10 protein-coding genes are annotated in these 16410 nt (G+C 52.1%); 5 read left to right on the forward strand and 5 right to left on the reverse strand.

Annotated features, from left to right (window positions below):
* Positions 1 to 6 precede the first annotated feature (6 nt).
* From HER31_RS11065 to tsaA, 3 genes are all read left to right on the forward strand, one after another.
* Positions 7 to 1263 (forward strand): amidohydrolase family protein, encoded by a 1257-nt coding sequence (locus tag HER31_RS11065; protein WP_168660632.1) that lies wholly within the window; start codon positions 7 to 9, stop codon positions 1261 to 1263.
* A gap of 416 nt (positions 1264 to 1679) precedes the next feature.
* Entirely contained in the window at positions 1680 to 2039 is a 360-nt protein-coding gene (gene rcsF, locus HER31_RS11070; protein ID WP_168660633.1) for an Rcs stress response system protein RcsF, read from the forward strand.
* Positions 2036 to 2731 (forward strand): tRNA (N6-threonylcarbamoyladenosine(37)-N6)-methyltransferase TrmO, encoded by a 696-nt coding sequence (gene tsaA / locus HER31_RS11075; protein ID WP_168660634.1) that lies wholly within the window; start codon positions 2036 to 2038, stop codon positions 2729 to 2731. Before rcsF ends, tsaA begins: the two co-directional genes overlap by 4 nt.
* A 161-nt stretch (positions 2732 to 2892) precedes the next feature.
* Here the strand turns inward: tsaA and HER31_RS11080 are convergent, their stop codons facing one another.
* Positions 2893 to 3474, reverse strand: a complete 582-nt coding sequence (locus tag HER31_RS11080; protein ID WP_168663295.1) for an acyltransferase — start codon at positions 3472 to 3474, stop codon at positions 2893 to 2895.
* A 276-nt stretch (positions 3475 to 3750) separates the two neighbouring features.
* Here HER31_RS11080 and HER31_RS11085 point away from each other — a divergent pair, with 276 nt between their 5' ends.
* Positions 3751 to 5463 carry a proline--tRNA ligase gene (locus tag HER31_RS11085; RefSeq protein ID WP_168660635.1) on the forward strand — a complete coding sequence of 571 codons (1713 nt, stop codon included), beginning with the start codon at positions 3751 to 3753 and terminating at the stop codon, positions 5461 to 5463.
* 464 nt (positions 5464 to 5927) lie between these two features.
* The gene (locus tag HER31_RS11090) at positions 5928 to 7046 is read left to right on the forward strand and encodes a patatin-like phospholipase family protein (RefSeq protein ID WP_168660636.1); all 1119 of its coding nucleotides are present in this window, start codon (positions 5928 to 5930) and stop codon (positions 7044 to 7046) included.
* A gap of 31 nt (positions 7047 to 7077) precedes the next feature.
* Here HER31_RS11090 and HER31_RS11095 read toward each other — a convergent pair whose 3' ends face one another.
* The 4 genes from HER31_RS11095 to dnaE form a co-directional block, all read right to left on the reverse strand.
* Positions 7078 to 9012 (reverse strand): monovalent cation:proton antiporter family protein, encoded by a 1935-nt coding sequence (locus HER31_RS11095; RefSeq protein WP_168660637.1) that lies wholly within the window; start codon positions 9010 to 9012, stop codon positions 7078 to 7080.
* Positions 9013 to 10595: 1583 nt separating this feature from the next.
* Entirely contained in the window at positions 10596 to 11924 is a 1329-nt protein-coding gene (gene tilS / locus HER31_RS11100; RefSeq protein ID WP_168660638.1) for a tRNA lysidine(34) synthetase TilS, read from the reverse strand.
* Positions 11915 to 12874, reverse strand: coding sequence for an acetyl-CoA carboxylase carboxyl transferase subunit alpha (gene accA, locus HER31_RS11105; RefSeq protein ID WP_168660639.1), 960 nt, complete (start codon positions 12872 to 12874; stop codon positions 11915 to 11917). Before accA ends, tilS begins: the two co-directional genes overlap by 10 nt.
* Before the next feature lie 37 nt (positions 12875 to 12911).
* Positions 12912 to 16409: a DNA polymerase III subunit alpha gene (gene dnaE / locus HER31_RS11110; protein WP_168660640.1), complete on the reverse strand. Its 3498-nt coding sequence runs from the start codon at positions 16407 to 16409 to the stop codon at positions 12912 to 12914.
* Position 16410: the final 1 nt, after the last annotated feature.

The following is a 16410-nucleotide window of genomic DNA, read 5'->3' on the forward strand; positions in this document are numbered from 1 at the left end:
ACACACATGCTAAAACGTTATTCTGTCCTAGCGCTGATGGCGCTTATCCCGCTATGTAGTCAATCCCACGATCTGCTACCGGGCCAAACACAATCGCAACCCCAGTTAATCACCAACGCCACCGTGCATACCCCAACCGGGCCGCTACTGAATACCGATGTGCTACTTAAAGCTGGCAAGATAGCCTCGATCGGAACCGACATTGTTGCTGAGGGTGCTGCGGTAATTGATGCCAGCGGGAAACACCTTTACCCCGCGTTAATTAGCTTGGACAGTCAAATTGGTTTAACCGAAATTGGCGCGGTTCGTGCCACCGTAGATAGCTATGAAGTTGGCGAGATAAACCCGCAGATCAGAGCGGCAACGGCTTTTAACGTTGAATCGGAATTATTACCGACACTTAGAGCCAATGGCATAGGCTACGCCCAGATCACCCCGATTGGCGATCTCTTTGCTGGCCAATCGGCGCTGGTGCAACTTGATGGCTGGAACATCAATGACGCCTTAGTTAAAGCGGATACGGGCGTTCACCTATACTGGCCTGCCAGCACACTGCCGCAAGGGCAAACTCGCGAGCAAGCTCAAGCGAACTACCAACGCCAGTACGACATTATTGTTGCCGCCTTCGACGATGCCAAGCACTACCTTCAAGTACCTCGAGAGATCCAAGATGCTCGATGGGAATCGATGCGGGCCTTGTTACAGGGAACTTCCACGCTGTTTGTGCACGCCGACGAGCGCCGCCAGATAGAGCACGCCATGGCGCTTGCGGCCAAATACCAAGTGCAGCTGGTGATCGTTGGCGGCTACGACAGTCATCAAGTTGCTGAGCAATTAGCACAACAACAGGTAGCGGTGATCTACACCCACGCCAAAGGCTTGCCACGCCGCATCGGTGACCCCTACGACTTAGCCTTTGAGATCCCAGCGATACTGCACCACGCTGGGGTTGAATTGGCCATTACCTTTAGCGGTAGCTGGGAGAGCCGCAACCTACCTTTTGCCGTTGGTCAGGCCATCGCCTTTGGATTGCCGCCAACAGCGGCACTCAATAGCGTCAGCAAGAACGCGGCTAAGCTGTTAGGGCAACCACAGCTAGGGCAACTGATTGCAGGAGCCCCCGCCAGCGTCATCATCAGCGGTGGTGATCTGTTTGACCCGAGTAAACATGCGGTTGAGCGAATGTGGCTTGATGGCCGTGCCATCGATTTGGACAACCGTCATCAGCGGCTCTACCAAAAGTATCAACAGCGTTATCAGTAGTCGGCACGCTAATAAACGCCTAAATTTGGCTGTGTACCAACTAAGTGTTGTTCTTGCTAATACAGTTAAAGCACTGGCTAGGCGAGTGTTGATACAAGGGCAAAGCAATACCGTCGTTGATCTTCTGCCGCATTAGAGCAGTCCAGCGAAGCGTTTTGGACTGCGACCTAAGGCAAGGGGGACTCCAAAGGGGGCGAAGCTCCCCCTAATGCATACAAGAGTGTGCCGTCGCCACCGCGACATAGTCCGCTAAAAGTACCGAAATCGGTACAGCCGAAGGCTTGATATAAACCTCAACACTTAACTGTGACACAGCCATAAATTTGGCTTAGGTTAATGTAAACGGAGCTATTTATGGCTCCGTTTTCGATCTGAGCTTGATACAATTAAACCATTACCACTATTGAGCACACCCTATGCACCGCACTCTTGCCTTTGCTCTGCTGCTGTTAGGCGGCTGTAGCAACACTTACGACTTCAGCAGCAACCTTGATCCCGAGCCGATTAAGGATTATTTCTCCACCGGTTCCGTCGCTATTTACGATGCTATGCCCGCCAATGCCGAGCGCTTAGCCTTTATCGATGGCAGCAGCTGCCAAACGGATGTCTCGCTGCCACCAGCCAGCGAAGTTGAAGCGCGAACTGAATTACGCCATACCGCGGCACAGTTAGGCGCTAACGGAGTGGTGTTAAGCCAATGCGTTGCCCTAGAGGAGCTGCCGGGTTGCGTAACCAATATCCTGTGCAGTGGCCAAGCGATTAAAATAAAGCAATGAGTCACAGCATTGAACCGGTGGCGCTTTGCCAGTCGCCCTATAAGCAGAAGTTCGCTATTCCGCGCCAGCCCAACTTAGTGCCAGCCGCCATTGGTCGATTACTGCTGCAGGGCGATTGCAACCGCGACGAGTGCGTACGTGGCTTAGAGCAGTTTTCTCATCTGTGGCTGATCTGGAGCTTTCATCAAAACCTAGAGCAAGGCTGGAAACCCATGGTGCGGCCACCTCGCTTGGGCGGCAATGCCCGGGTTGGCGTATTTGCCAGCCGCGCGACCTTTCGTCCCAATGGCTTGGCAATGTCGGTAGTAAAGCTTCATCGGGTGCTCAAAGAAGGCAAGCAACACATCGTTGAGATCTCTGGGTTAGACTTGCTCGATGGCACACCTATTTTCGATATTAAGCCCTACGTGCCCTACTCCGACGCAGTGCCCGATGCCATTGGCGGTTACGCCAGTGATGCACCAACACCGATGCCAATGCGTGTACTTGATGCTGCAGAGCAACAATGGCAACAGGCGCAACAGCGTTATCCTGAGTTTGCCCAGTTAGCAGAGCAGGTGTTGGCGCAGGATCCACGCCCAGCCTATCAGCGAGAAGCGGGGCGCGAGTATGGGGTGCAGCTGCATGACTTGGATCTGCGTTGGCAGGTTATTGATGGCTGTAACTGCGTAACGGCGGTAGTGTCGATTTAATCCATTTATCGGATTACGCTTAAGGCTAATCACGACCTAAGCAACGCTGATAGTCGCTGTCATAGGTTAACCAATTGCCTTCGTGCGGTTCATGCGCCGGCAAGAGCCGGTCACACATGTGTGCCCCTACAACGAAGCTCGTAGGGGCCATGTAATTGCCATCAACCTGGGTGGTAATCCGGCTTGTCGCGGCGATCGCCAATACGTTGGGCTGGATTGCCCGCCCAGATCTCATACTCAGGCACCGCTTTGGTCACGACGCTCCCCATGCCGATGACGGCGTGGGCACCGATGGTTACTCCATCACAGATAGCCACACCAGTGCCTATCCATACATCATGCTCAATGAGAACCCCTTGACTGGTGACCGGCTGCTCACACACTAATGCATTGGCGCCAAAACCATGATTGAAGGCGTAGATCTTCACATTAGCAGCAATACGACAGTAATCGCCGATCCTAATGCCACTGCTGCCACCATCAAAACTGCAATCGTGATTGATGCCGACCTCTCGGCCAATGCTAATTGGCCCATGCAAAAAAGCACCAGCACCGACGTGGCTGCGATCACCTAACTCAATATCGCGGCCACGCTCAGCAAACAGTTGCGCGGTTTCCGCGACAAAGCAGTTATCACCAAAGCGGATAGTCTCCAAGGCGGCTAATCGAGCTTGCAGCTGCTGTTGCCAAGGGCGCGCCCAAAGCAGTGCTTTGGGCTTCAGCTTGGGATAGAGCCACGGCATATAGTTAAGTCGCTGCTTATGCTGCTCAATCAAGGCCTCGGCCGGGTAAGCTCGCCAAGGTTTGTCATCATTATTATCGCTGCTCATGCCATCTCAATTGCGGTCTAAAAGACAGTTAATCAGCTATTGTCTTCAATGTAACGTGAAGATGAAACCGCAAATTAGGCTCGATTTGACAACAATCTACGTCAATCCACCTTAAGCCGTGGAATCACTGGTGTGATCTGATAAAATGTCGGACTTATTTTTCTGTGTTAACCAAAGCGAATTAGCGAAATGCGTACTAGCCAAACTCTGATTTCCACCTTGAAGGAAACCCCAGCAGACGCTGAGGTGATTAGCCACAAGATGATGCTGCGCGCCGGCATGATCCGTCGTTTGGCCGCGGGCCTATACACCTACCTGCCAACCGGTTTACGTGTATTGCGTAAAGTTGAAGCCATCGTGCGTGAAGAGATGAACCGCGCTGGTGCCGTTGAAACCTTAATGCCTGTGGTTCAGCCAGCGGATCTGTGGCAAGAAACTGGCCGTTGGGACGACATGGGTGCTGAAATGGCACGCCTACAAGATCGTCACAACCGCGACTTCGTTTTAGGTCCTACCCACGAAGAGGTTATCACCGACATCGTTCGTAACGAGGTGAAATCCTACAAGCAATTGCCACTGAACCTGTACCAGATCCAGACCAAATTCCGCGATGAACGTCGTCCTCGCTTCGGTGTGATGCGTTCCCGTGAGTTCTTGATGAAGGACGCTTACTCGTTCCACATTGACCAAGAGTCAATGGATGAAACCTACGACACCATGTATGCCGCATACTGTCGCGTTCTCGAGCGCATGGGCTTGGCCTTCCGTCCAGTATTGGCAGACACCGGTGCCATCGGTGGCGATAAGTCGCACGAGTTCCAAGTGTTGGCTCAATCCGGTGAAGACGCTATCGCGTACTCGACCGAAAGCGATTACGCTGCCAACATCGAAAAGGCGGAAGCTCTGGCTATCGGCGTACGTGGTGAAGCCACTGCCGAGATGACTCTGGTTGAGACTCCGAACGCTAAGACCATCGCTGAGCTGGTTGAGCAACACGGTATCGCTATCGAAAAGACCGTTAAAACCCTTATCGTTAAAGCCAGCGACGCGTCTGAGCATGAACTGGTTGCCTTGATGATCCGTGGCGATCACGAGCTAAACGAGATCAAAGCGGAGAAAGTAGCAGACGTTGCGGCCCCTCTGACCTTCGCGACTGAAGAGGAGATCAACGCTGCTATCGGTGCTGGCCCTGGTTCTTTAGGCCCTGTTGGTTTGAAGCTGAAGCTGGTTATCGATCGCTCCGTAGCAACCCTGAACGATTTTGGCGCAGGCGCCAACATCGATGGCAAGCACCACTTCAACATCAACTGGGAGCGCGACGTTGCTCTACCAGAGGTTGCTGATCTGCGTAACGTTATCGCTGGTGATGCAAGCCCATGTGGCAACGGTATCTTAGAGATCGCTCGCGGCATCGAAGTGGGTCACATCTTCCAGCTGGGCACTAAGTACTCCGAAGCCATGGGCGCCAATGTGCTCGACCAAAACGGTAAAGCCAAGCCATTAACCATGGGTTGTTACGGTATCGGTGTGTCTCGTTTGGTGGCCGCAGCCATCGAACAGAATCACGATGACCGCGGTATCATTTGGCCAGCCGCCATTGCTCCGTTCCAGGTATCTATCGTGCCGATGAACATGCACAAGTCCGAGCGTGTTAAAGCGTTGGCAGAGAAGTTCTACACTGAACTAACCGCTGCTGGCATCGAAGTGCTGTTCGACGACCGTAAAGAGCGTCCAGGAGTGATGTTTGCTGATCACGAACTGATTGGTATTCCGTACAACATCGTTATTGGCGATCGCGGTATCGACGCTGGCGTATTGGAGCTGAAGTCTCGCGCTAGCGGCGACAAGAGCGAAGTGGCCGTTGACGATATGGTCGCTCAGGTTATCGCCGCGCTGGCATAAGCTAAATTGCTTATCAACCCGCTGCAAACGCCGCTCATATGAGCGGCGTTGTTGTATGTTCAACCCTACTAATGGGCTGTGTACCAATTAAGTGTTGCTCTTTCCAAGGCTGTTAAAGCACTGGCTAGGCGAGTCGCGATACAAGGGTAAAGCACTCCGCTATTGATCTACTGCCGCATTGGAGCAGTTCAGCGAAGCGTTTTGGACTGCGACCTAAGGCAAAGGGGGCGAAGCTCCCCCCTAATGCATACAAAAATGTGCCGTCGCCACCGCGACATAGTCCCCTCAAAGCACCGAAATCGATGAAGCCGAAGGCTTAAGATAAACTTCAACAACTAACTACGACACAGCCTACTAATTGCCCCGTTAACCCTAGCGTTATCCATGAGCTACGGGTGGTAAGTCAGTTATGGCTATACTAAAAAGAAACGATAACGGAATAATCGGCAACCTTTGGGGCATGGATGGTAGAACAAGGAAAGTGCAGCTTACAGCTTGGTGGTGGTGGCGCTCGTGCAGCGTATCAGGTAGGGGTGTTACAGGCGATTGCAGAGCTGTTCCCTCGTAATCACGGCCTGCCTTTTCCCATATTATGCGGTACTAGCGCTGGTGCTATTAATGCAACGGCTTTGGCCTGTTATGCCAGCTGTTTTCACCTTGGGGTACGTAAACTCGACTACGTTTGGCGCCACTTTAAAACCGAGCAGGTCTATCGCAGCGATTTTCGCGGCCTAAGCCGACACCTACTGTCAGTGCTGCTCAAGCGTGGCCATCGGCCACCCAGTTTATTCGACAATCGGCCCCTACAAAAACTGCTTAGCGATATCATTCCATTGCATCGAATTGAGCAGCATATTAGCAGTAATAAACTGCATGCACTTACCGTCTCCGCTAGTCGTTATTATCACCCTTGCAGCGTTAACTTCTTTCAGGGCAACTCCAACATTATGCCGTGGCAGCGCTCGCGTCGCTTTGGCCAACACAGTCGCATCACCATTGAACACCTAATGGCCTCTGCTGCAATCCCAATGGTATTTCCTTCAACCCGTATTGGTGATGATCACTATGGTGACGGCTCCATTTTACAGATGGCTCCGCTAAGCCCTCCAATTCATCTGGGCGCCGACAAGATCCTAATTATCAACCTCGACAGTCCTCATCGGAGCAGGCCATTAGCACAGCGTCGCCGCGCTCCAGATTCGAGTGAATTGGCAGGCCATCTACTCGATACCGTATTCTCCGATACCCTAAATTCTGACTTAGAGCGGCTAGAGCGGATCAACCGTTCAGTAAAGTTATTGCCAGATAAATTGCGCAGTAGCCAGCCACTTAAAGTCATCGAAACCTTGGTTATCAAGCCCAGTGCCGATCTGGATGAGATAGCCCGCCATCACTACCGGCACCTACCCCGCAGTGTGCGGTATCTGCTGCGTACCATTGGTGTCGATGATGACAGCGACTCTAGCTTACTCAGCTATCTGATGTTTGAAGGCCCATACTGCCGCGAATTGATGCACTTGGGGCGACAAGACGCCTACCGTCAGAAAGTTCAGTTACAGCAGTTATTGGGCCTTACCTGCTAGGGGGAAATAGAAGCCATAGCAATTCAACACCTTAAAAACCATCGAGTAGTCGCCGCTCAGCCCGTTCAACTTTCGATGCTTTGCCTTGGAGTAATAGCATATCCCCTGGTTGCAACATCAAATTAGGGGTAGCGCTGATCCGTGTTTTGCCGCGTTTGGCGCCTTCAATGGTAACCTGCCAATGACCAAGAGAAACTTGATGTAACGGCTTACCGACCGCCCAAGCTTTGGAAGGCAGTCGCACCCAGTGTAAGTTTTCAGTATTACCTGCTTCGCCTGCATAGAAGCCATGCAGGGTGCGGTAATGGCGACGACGGACGATCTCCAATCGCTTTAAAATATGCGGCAATGGCACACCAAGGCGATACAACACCTGCGACACCAACATCAGGCTGCCCTCTAAGGATTCAGGGATCACCTGATCGGCACCGGCACTTTCCAACGCCGTTAAGGTAGAGTCATCACGGGTACGAACAATAATTGGCAGATCCGGCGCCTCCTGCTTGATGCAATCGAGCAGATTAAAAATGGTACGCCGATTATCAAAACTGATTACCACCATCTTGGCTCGGTGCAATCCTGCTTGGCGCAGAATATCAACCCGACGGGCATCACCAAAGCGCACCGGCTCACCACCGGCTTTAGCCTCGCGGACTCGGACCGGATCGAGATCCAGCGCGACATAGGGGGTCTTATCCTTGCGGAGGAAGCGCGCTAAGGTCTGCCCTACCCTGCCGTATCCCAACAACAACACATGCTCCTGCAGTATCAACTCATCATCTTCATCGTCGTCCTGACCATTGATGAGCCGATCTCCCCCCCCCAACACCCATTTAGAGATGGTGATGCAGTTGTTGATCAATGCCGGCGCAACACACATCGACAACACGCCAGAGACTACCAGTACGTTACCAATATCTGGACTTATCACCTGCCAAGTGAGTGCCATGCCAATCAGGATAAAACTGAACTCGCCAATTTGTGCCAAGCACAGCCCTGTTGATAGTGCGTCCTTACTTTTCTCACCGGTCAATTTAGCAAGCAACGCAATGACCAAGGCTTTAAATAGCATCAAGCTCGGTACTAGCAGCAATAAAAAACCGCCATTCTCTACTACCGTGTTGAGGTCCAGCAGCATACCGACAGAGACAAAGAACACCCCCATCAACAGGTCGCGAAAAGGCCGAATATCCGCTTCAAGTTGCTGTCGATACTGGCTTTCTCCAAGCAGCATACCCGCTAGGAATGCCCCTAGTGCCATCGATAAACCAACAGAGAGAGTTAGAAACCCGGTCGCCAACGCCACCAGCAACGTGGTAAGGACAAAGAGTTCATCCGAACGGGAGCTGGCCACTTGATCAAATAAGCGCGGCAATAGATAACCACCGGCCCACAGCAATACCGCAAATACCGCTGTGCCCTTAAGTACCGCCCAACCGAGTTCAAGCAATAAGGTGCTGCCTTGACTATCAGAGCCAAGCATCGGAATGATGATAAGCAGCGGGATAACCGCTAAGTCTTGGAACAGTAAGATACTAACCGATAGCTCACCATGGCGGCGGTTTAGCCAGCCGAGCTCATCCAGCTGCTTTAAGACGATGGCAGTCGAGGACAGTGCAATGGCGGCCCCAACCACAATCGCCGCCCGAATCTCGATGCCAAACACCATCGAGATTGCCCCGGTTAAACCACCGGTAAGCAACAGTTGTAACGATCCTAAGCCAAAAACTCGGCTGCGCATTGCCCACAGGCGGGGTAGGGAAAACTCTAACCCTAATGAGAACATTAGGAAGACGATGCCAAGCTCGCCAACAAGGTGAATCTGATTGGTGTTAAGCCACGCTAGTCCTTGTGGCCCCGCAGCAACACCGATAGCTAACCAGGCCAAAATTGCCGGTAACCCAAACCGACGACAGATCCATATTGCCAATACGGCCATGGCTGCTAATGCCAACGCTACTTCCATTTAGCCTCCTTGGCGTTTGTATTAAAGTTTTAGTCTTCGTTTTATGAAACGTTGCTGATATGCCAAACCACAGCAGCGATTTATTTTACCGTCGCTGGTTGTCAGGGCAGACGTGTCTGACCACGCAGCCTTCTGCTAAGTGACTACCGCTGCCTTCAACTAAGGTCACTCGTGAGTGCCCCTACGGTAACCCAGTCACTTCAGACAATGCTCGCCGTAGGGGCAGACGTGTCTGACCACGCAGCCTTCAATAATTTGACCACTGCTGCCTTCAGCTAAACGACTACCGCTGCCTTCAACTAAGGTCACTCGTGAGTGCCCCTACGGTAACCCAGTCACTCCAGACAATGCTCGCCGTAGGGGCAGACGTGTCTGACCACACAGCCTTCAATAATTTGACCACTGCTGCCTTCAGCTAAACGACTACCGCTGCCTTCAGCTAAACGACTACCGCTGCCTTCAACTTAGGTCACTCGTGAGTGCCCCTACGGTAACCCAGTCACTCCAGACAATGCTCGCCGTAGGGGCAGACGTGTCTGACCACGCAGCCTTCAATAATTTGACTACTGCTGCCTTTAGCTAAACGACTGCCGCTGCCTTCAACTAAGGTCACTCGTGAGTGCCCCTACGGTAACCCAGTCACTCCAGACAATGCTCGCCGTAGGGGCAGAAGTGTCTGACCACGCAGCCTTCAATAATTTGACCACTGCTGCCTTCAGCTAAACGACTGCCGCTGCCTTCAACTAAGGTCACTCGTGAGTGCCCCTACGGTAACCCAGTCACTCCAGACAATGCTCGCCGTAGGGGCAGAAGTGTCTGACCACGCAGCCTTCAATAATTTGACCACTGCTGCCTTCAGCTAAACGACTGCCGCTGCCTTCAACTTAGGTCACTCGTGAGTGCCCCTACGGTAACCCAGTCACTTCAGGCAATGCTTCGCCGTAGGGGCAGACGTGTCTGACCACACAGCCTTCAATAATTTGACCACTGCTGCCTTCAACTAAGGTCACTCGTGAGTGCCCCTACGGTAACCCAGTCACTCCAGACAATGCTCGCCGTAGGGGCAGAAGTGTCTGACCACGCAGCCTTCAATAATTTGACCACTGCTGCCTTCAGCTAAACGACTACCGCTGCCTTCAACTAAGGTCACTCGTGAGTGCCCCTACGGTAACCCAGTCACTCCAGACAATGCTCGCCGTAGGGGCAGAAGTGTCTGACCACGCAGCCTTCAATAATTTGACCACTGCTGCCTTCAGCTAAGTGGTCACAACCATCTTCGGCTAAACGACTGCCGCTGCCTTCAACTTAGGTCACTCGTGAGTGCCCCTACGGTAACTCAGTCACTTCAGGCAATGCTCGCCGTAGGGGCAGACGTGTCTGACCACACAGCCTTCAATAATTTGACTACTGCTGCCTTTAGCTAAACGACTACCGCTGCCTTCAACTAAGGTCACTCGTGAGTGCCCCTACGGTAACCCAGTCACTTCAGGCAATGCTTCGCCGTAGGGGCAGACGTGTCTGACCACACAGCCTTCAGCTAAACGACTATCGCTGCCTTCAACTAAGGTCACTCGTGAGTGCCCCTACGGTAACCAATCAGAGAGTTGTTGCGGTGACCAGCCTTCACCTTGGTCACAGAGGTAATCTCGCTCTATCCAATAGCCTAACGCCGCCACAACAATATTGTTGTAACACAGCATCGCTACCTGAGAACGTTGCCATGGTGGTACCCGATACTCTTGCCACAACTTCTTGAGACTACGCCGTTTATCCCGTTCGCTCGGCTGCAGCTTAGTACTGCCTGGCAATTGGTAACGGATGCTGATCTGTTCATCCGTGCGAGCAGGCCTAAGCCTCACGCCATTATAACAAGGCTTTAACAACCAATGTTGGCCGTTTTGCAGTTTCCCGTCACTCCAGTCATGGGTTGATAACAACTCAGGCGGTTGATTGGACAATAAATAAACGCCATTAAGATAGCGCCGTAACGACCATTGGCCCCAATCCAGTTGCGGTTGGCTGTCTTCCCTTGCGTTCCACATCTGCTGCAGCTGTTGTAGCTGGATTTTGGACGGCATCAAAGTGCCGTGCTGACGAAGAAAATAGCGTAGGAGGTTGTTTTTACGGGCTTGAGAATAGTCGCGACTGCAGTCGAGATCGAGCCCACTAGCAGGCAATCGGCACTGCTGGTAATCGCTTTGGGCTACTTCATCGCACAAGGCTTGCTGCTCGGCACAAAGCTCAGCGCTGCGGGCAATGTTACTGTGGATTGCTGGCCAACGCTGACTCAACAGCGGCAACACCTGATTCCGTAAGAAATTACGATCAAAGCGGTCATCTTGGTTGCTGTCATCATCAATGTGGTTAAGCATTAGCTCCGAGGCAGCCACTTCAATATCGGCTCGGCGGCAATTGAGCCATGGCCTAACTAACAAGCCTCGGCCTAGCGGTTGTGACGCCGACATCGCTGCCAAACCTGTTGGGCCGCTGCCGCGCTTTAGGGCTAACAGCAGGGTTTCAGCTTGGTCGTCGAGGTGGTGGCCAGTGAGCAGCACCTCCCCTACCGCCAATGCATCCATAAATACTTGATAACGCGCACGACGAGCGGCGGCCTCGATGCTTATTCGTGCCCCTAACTCCAGGGTTACTCGATGGGCTTCAAAGCTAAGGTTAAGTTGCTGAGCTTGTTGAGCACAGTGAGCGAGCCAATCATCGGCGTTATGCGAAAGACCATGATGGACGTGGATAAGTCGGCAAGAGATCTGAGGATGCTGTTGATGCCAACGACTGACCAGATGAGCAAGAAGACTTGAATCAACCCCACCGCTGTAACCAACCGTAACCGCAGTGGCGTGTTGTAGCGCAGAAAAAAGCGCGGCCTCTAGCCGCGCTGTACTATCCGTTAGCGGCAATAGCCGTACTCCATCAAACGTTCATAACGCTCATCCATCAGCGCGTCGAGCTCTAAGGATTGCAGCGTAGCCAAATCGCTCTCTAGACGCTGCTTAAGGTTAGTCGCCATCAGCTCACGATTTCGGTGCGCACCACCCATCGGCTCATCAATGATGGCGTCAACCAGATTAAGTTCGTGTAGCCGTTCTGCGGTAATGCCCATCGCTTCGGCAGCTTGCTTAGCTTTAGCGGCATCTTTCCACAAGATCGAAGCACAACCTTCCGGCGAGATCACCGAATAGGTAGAGTACTGCAGCATGTTAACTCGGTCGCCAACACCAATTGCTAAGGCACCACCAGAACCGCCCTCACCAATAACGGTACAGATAATTGGCACCTTCAGACCGGCCATTACTTGCAGGTTCTTGGCAATAGCTTCAGACTGGCCACGCTCCTCAGCACCAACACCCGGGTAAGCTCCTGGAGTATCGATAAAGGTCATGATTGGCAGCTTAAAGCGCTCGGCCATCTCCATTAGGCGCAATGCTTTGCGGTAACCTTCTGGACGCGGCATGCCGAAGTTACGGCGGATCTTCTCTTTGGTATCACGACCTTTCTGATGGCCAATCACCATGACGGGCTGACCGTTAAAACGGGCAGTACCACCAATAATCGCTTCGTCATTGGCGAAGGCACGATCACCGTGCAGTTCATCAAAATCTGTAAACAACAGTTCGATGTAATCTGCGGTGTATGGGCGCTGCGGGTGGCGCGCCATCTGTGATACCTGCCATGGTTCTAGATTGCTGAATACTTTTCGAGTCATGGTGTCACGCTTGGTCTCTAACTGCTCAATTTCCTGAGCTAAATCTAGAGCAAAGTTACCGCTTTGTGACACTTTTCTCAGCTCATCGATCTTTACATCGAGTTCAGCGATCGGCTGTTCAAATTCCAAAAATTCCAAGCTCATAATTTCTTCTCGTTGCGAAGCTTAGGCTTCGTCGTATCTAAAAGGTCACCACGACCTGCTGTTGGCCAAGCAATTTGCGCAGTGACAACAATAATTCATCTTCTGGCAGGATACGATAACCATCCCCCAACTGTAACACCCCATGGGCGTCCTCTCGCTGATAATGGATCTGCACTGGGCAACCACCATTACCATGCTCGCTAAGCAGCGTTTTTAACTGGGTCAACAACTCTGGCTGAGCAACGCTTTGGTTGAGTGTTAGCACTACGGCTTTGGCGTGCTTCTCCCGCGCCTGAGCAATACTCATCACTTCACGGGCGGACAGTTTATTGCCCCCATTGAAATGATCAAAGCTGACCTCTCCTTCTACCACAATAATTCGGTCTGTTCCGATGAGATCACCATACTTTTCAACTCCTTCAGCGAATAGAGTCATATCCATACGGTCTGAGCCATCATCGAGGGTGACAATGCCCATTTTAGAACCTTTCTTAGTGATCATTACCCGTGATGCAATCACTAAACCGGCAACCTTGGCAGTACGGCCACGGCCGGTCGGCGCTGCATCGCGGATGCGGATGGTACCCATCCGTTTAAACTCTTTCAGGAACTGGTTAATGGGATGCCCAGTGAGGTACAAGCCTAGGGTATCTTTTTCGCCTTTCAGCCACTCTTGATCCGCAAACGGCGGCACTTGGACAAAGGAGTGGTGCGCGTTTTCTGGCTCAGGCGTCAACGAGCCGAACAAGTCATCCATCCCTTGGGCGGCGTTGCGGGCATTTTGCGCCGCCGACTTGATCGCCTCTTCCAGCGTCGCCATTAAACAGGCACGGTGAGGGTTTCCGTCTGCCAAGCGTGGGCCTAAGTTGTCCAAAGCGCCTGCCATGATCAGCTTTTCGATAGTACGGCGGTTGACCTTTTTAAGGTCAACTCGGTCGCAGAAGTCGAACAGATCGATAAAGTTACCGCCCTGCTCTCGAGCTGCTAAGATCTCATCAACTGGACCTTCACCAACCCCTTTGATGGCACCAATTCCGTAGACGATCTGCTCTTGTGGATTAACATTAAACTTATACAGGCCTTGGTTAACGTCTGGCGGCAGCAGTGGGATCCCCATGCGGCTGCACTCATCAACTAAGGTAACCACCTTCTCGGTGTTGTCCATATCCGCTGACATCACCGCCGCCATAAAGTAGCTCGGGTAATGGGTCTTCATCCACAGCGTCTGGTAGGACACCAACGCGTAGGCAGCAGAGTGGGATTTGTTAAAGCCGTAACCGGCAAACTTTTCCACCAAGTCGAAGATCTTCATCGCCAACTCACCGTCGACGCCGTTTTGCACCGCCCCCTCTTCGAAGGTCGCGCGCTGCTTTGCCATCTCTTCAGGCTTCTTCTTACCCATGGCTCGACGCAGCATATCAGCGCCACCAAGGGTGTAACCTGAGAGTACCTGAGCGATCTGCATCACCTGCTCTTGATAGAGAATAATACCGTAGGTTGGCTCTAGAATGACTTTGAGCGAATCGTGCTGCCAGGTGGCATCTGGGTAAGAGACCTCTTCTCGACCGTGCTTACGGTCAATAAAGTTATCTACCATGCCCGATTGCAACGGTCCGGGACGGAACAATGCCACCAAGGCGATCATGTCTTCAAAACAGTCGGGCTTCAGACGGCTAATTAGCTCCTTCATCCCTCGTGATTCCAGCTGGAATACAGCAGTGGTTTCAGAACGTTGCAGTAGATCGAAACAGCGTTGATCAGTTAGGCTGATGCTTTCAATGCGAACCGGCGCTTTACCTTTGGACTCGAGCGCGGGGTTCAGCATATCCAATGCCCACTGGATAATGGTTAACGTCCGCAAACCCAAGAAGTCGAACTTAACCAGACCGGCAGTTTCAACGTCGTTCTTATCAAACTGGGTTACTGGGTTGCCACCTTCAGCATCGCAATAAAGTGGGGCAAAGTCGGTGATCTTGGTTGGAGCGATAACCACGCCACCGGCGTGCTTACCAGCGTTACGGGTGGTACCTTCAAGGGCTCGCGCAATGTCGATGAGGTTCTTCACCTCTTCATCACGATCATATAGCTCAGTGAGCGCAGGTTCGATATCGAACGCCTTGGCTAGATTCATACCAGGGTCGCCCGGGATCAACGATGTAATCCGGTTTACGAAGCCAAACGGATGACCAAGTACTCGACCGACATCGCGAACCGCCGCCTTGGCCGCCAAGGTACCAAAGGTAATGATCTGCGAAACCGCATCACGGCCGTACAATTCTGCGGTGTGATCGATAACCTCATCACGGCGATCCATACAGAAATCGACATCAAAATCGGGCATTGATACCCGCTCTGGATTCAAGAAACGTTCGAATAGCAGATCGTATTCCAATGGGTCCAGATCGGTAATTTTAAGCGCGTATGCCACCAAGGAGCCGGCACCAGAACCTCGCCCTGGGCCAACGGGGATGTTGTTATCTTTAGACCACTGGATAAACTCCATTACGATCAAGAAGTAGCCTGGGAACCCCATGTTGTTAACTACTTCCAACTCAATCTTTAGGCGCTCATCGTATTCGCCACGAACCTCAGCTCGTTTTTCCGGATCCGGGAATAGAAACTCTAAACGCTCTTCTAAGCCGTCTTCAGAAACCTTAACCAAATAATCTTCAATCTTGAGATCACCGGTCGGAAAATCAGGCAGGAAGTACTCCCCTAAGCGAACAGTAACGTTACAACGCTTGGCGATCTCAACGCTGTTTTCCAGCGCTTCTGGGATGTCGGCGAACAGCTCGCACATCTCATCTTCACTACGCAGATATTGTTGTTCTGAGTAGAGACGTGGCCGACGAGCATCGTCCAACGGGAAGCCATCGTGAATACAAACTCGAATTTCGTGGTTGGAAAAGTTCGCCTTATCGAGAAACACTACTTCGTTAGTGGCAACCAGTGGCAGTTCCTGCTCGGCGGCAAAATCGAGCGCTGCATGCAAGTAGGTTTCTTCGTCAGCACGACCGGTACGCAGCAGCTCAAGATAGTAATGATCGGCAAAATGTTGCTGGTAAAACTTTGCCAGCTCTGCAGCCATGGCAAAATTACCTTTAACCAGCGCCTTACCCACATCGCCATCTTTACCACCAGAAAGGATAATTACCCCTTCCGAATGTTTAGCCAACCACGCCTTATCCAATACAGGACGGTTATTTACGTGGCCACGCAGATAAGCTTCGCTGATCAGATCGGTGATGTTCGCGTAGCCTTTATTATTGGTTGCTAACGCGGTGATACGAAACTGTTCGTCGCCAAGCTCTGGAGTAGTTACCCAAAAATCGGCGCCAATAATTGGTTTGATCCCTGCTCCGTGGGCACCACCATAGAACTTAACCAAACCGCAAAGGTTGGTCATATCAGTTACCGCAATGGCAGCCATGCCCAGCTCTGAAGCACGGGCTAGCAACGGCTTAACCTTCGGCAAGCCATCAACCATGGAGAAATCGGTATGCACCCGCAGGTGAACGAACTTAGGATCAGTCATA

This window comes from Ferrimonas lipolytica (assembly GCF_012295575.1).
Classification (GTDB): Bacteria; Pseudomonadota; Gammaproteobacteria; order Enterobacterales; family Shewanellaceae; genus Ferrimonas; species Ferrimonas lipolytica.

Excerpts from the sequence above, each read along its gene's own strand:
- HER31_RS11065 (WP_168660632.1), top strand. The coding sequence starts at position 7 with ATGCTAAAACGTTATTCTGTCCTAGCGCTGATGGCGCTTATCCCGCTA.
- rcsF (WP_168660633.1), top strand. The coding sequence starts at position 1,680 with ATGCACCGCACTCTTGCCTTTGCTCTGCTGCTGTTAGGCGGCTGTAGC.
- tsaA (WP_168660634.1), top strand. The coding sequence starts at position 2,036 with ATGAGTCACAGCATTGAACCGGTGGCGCTTTGCCAGTCGCCCTATAAG.
- HER31_RS11080 (WP_168663295.1), bottom strand. The coding sequence starts at position 3,474 with ATGCCGTGGCTCTATCCCAAGCTGAAGCCCAAAGCACTGCTTTGGGCG.
- HER31_RS11085 (WP_168660635.1), top strand. The coding sequence starts at position 3,751 with ATGCGTACTAGCCAAACTCTGATTTCCACCTTGAAGGAAACCCCAGCA.
- HER31_RS11090 (WP_168660636.1), top strand. The coding sequence starts at position 5,928 with ATGGTAGAACAAGGAAAGTGCAGCTTACAGCTTGGTGGTGGTGGCGCT.
- HER31_RS11095 (WP_168660637.1), bottom strand. The coding sequence starts at position 9,012 with ATGGAAGTAGCGTTGGCATTAGCAGCCATGGCCGTATTGGCAATATGG.
- accA (WP_168660639.1), bottom strand. The coding sequence starts at position 12,874 with ATGAGCTTGGAATTTTTGGAATTTGAACAGCCGATCGCTGAACTCGAT.
- dnaE (WP_168660640.1), bottom strand. The coding sequence starts at position 16,409 with ATGACTGATCCTAAGTTCGTTCACCTGCGGGTGCATACCGATTTCTCC.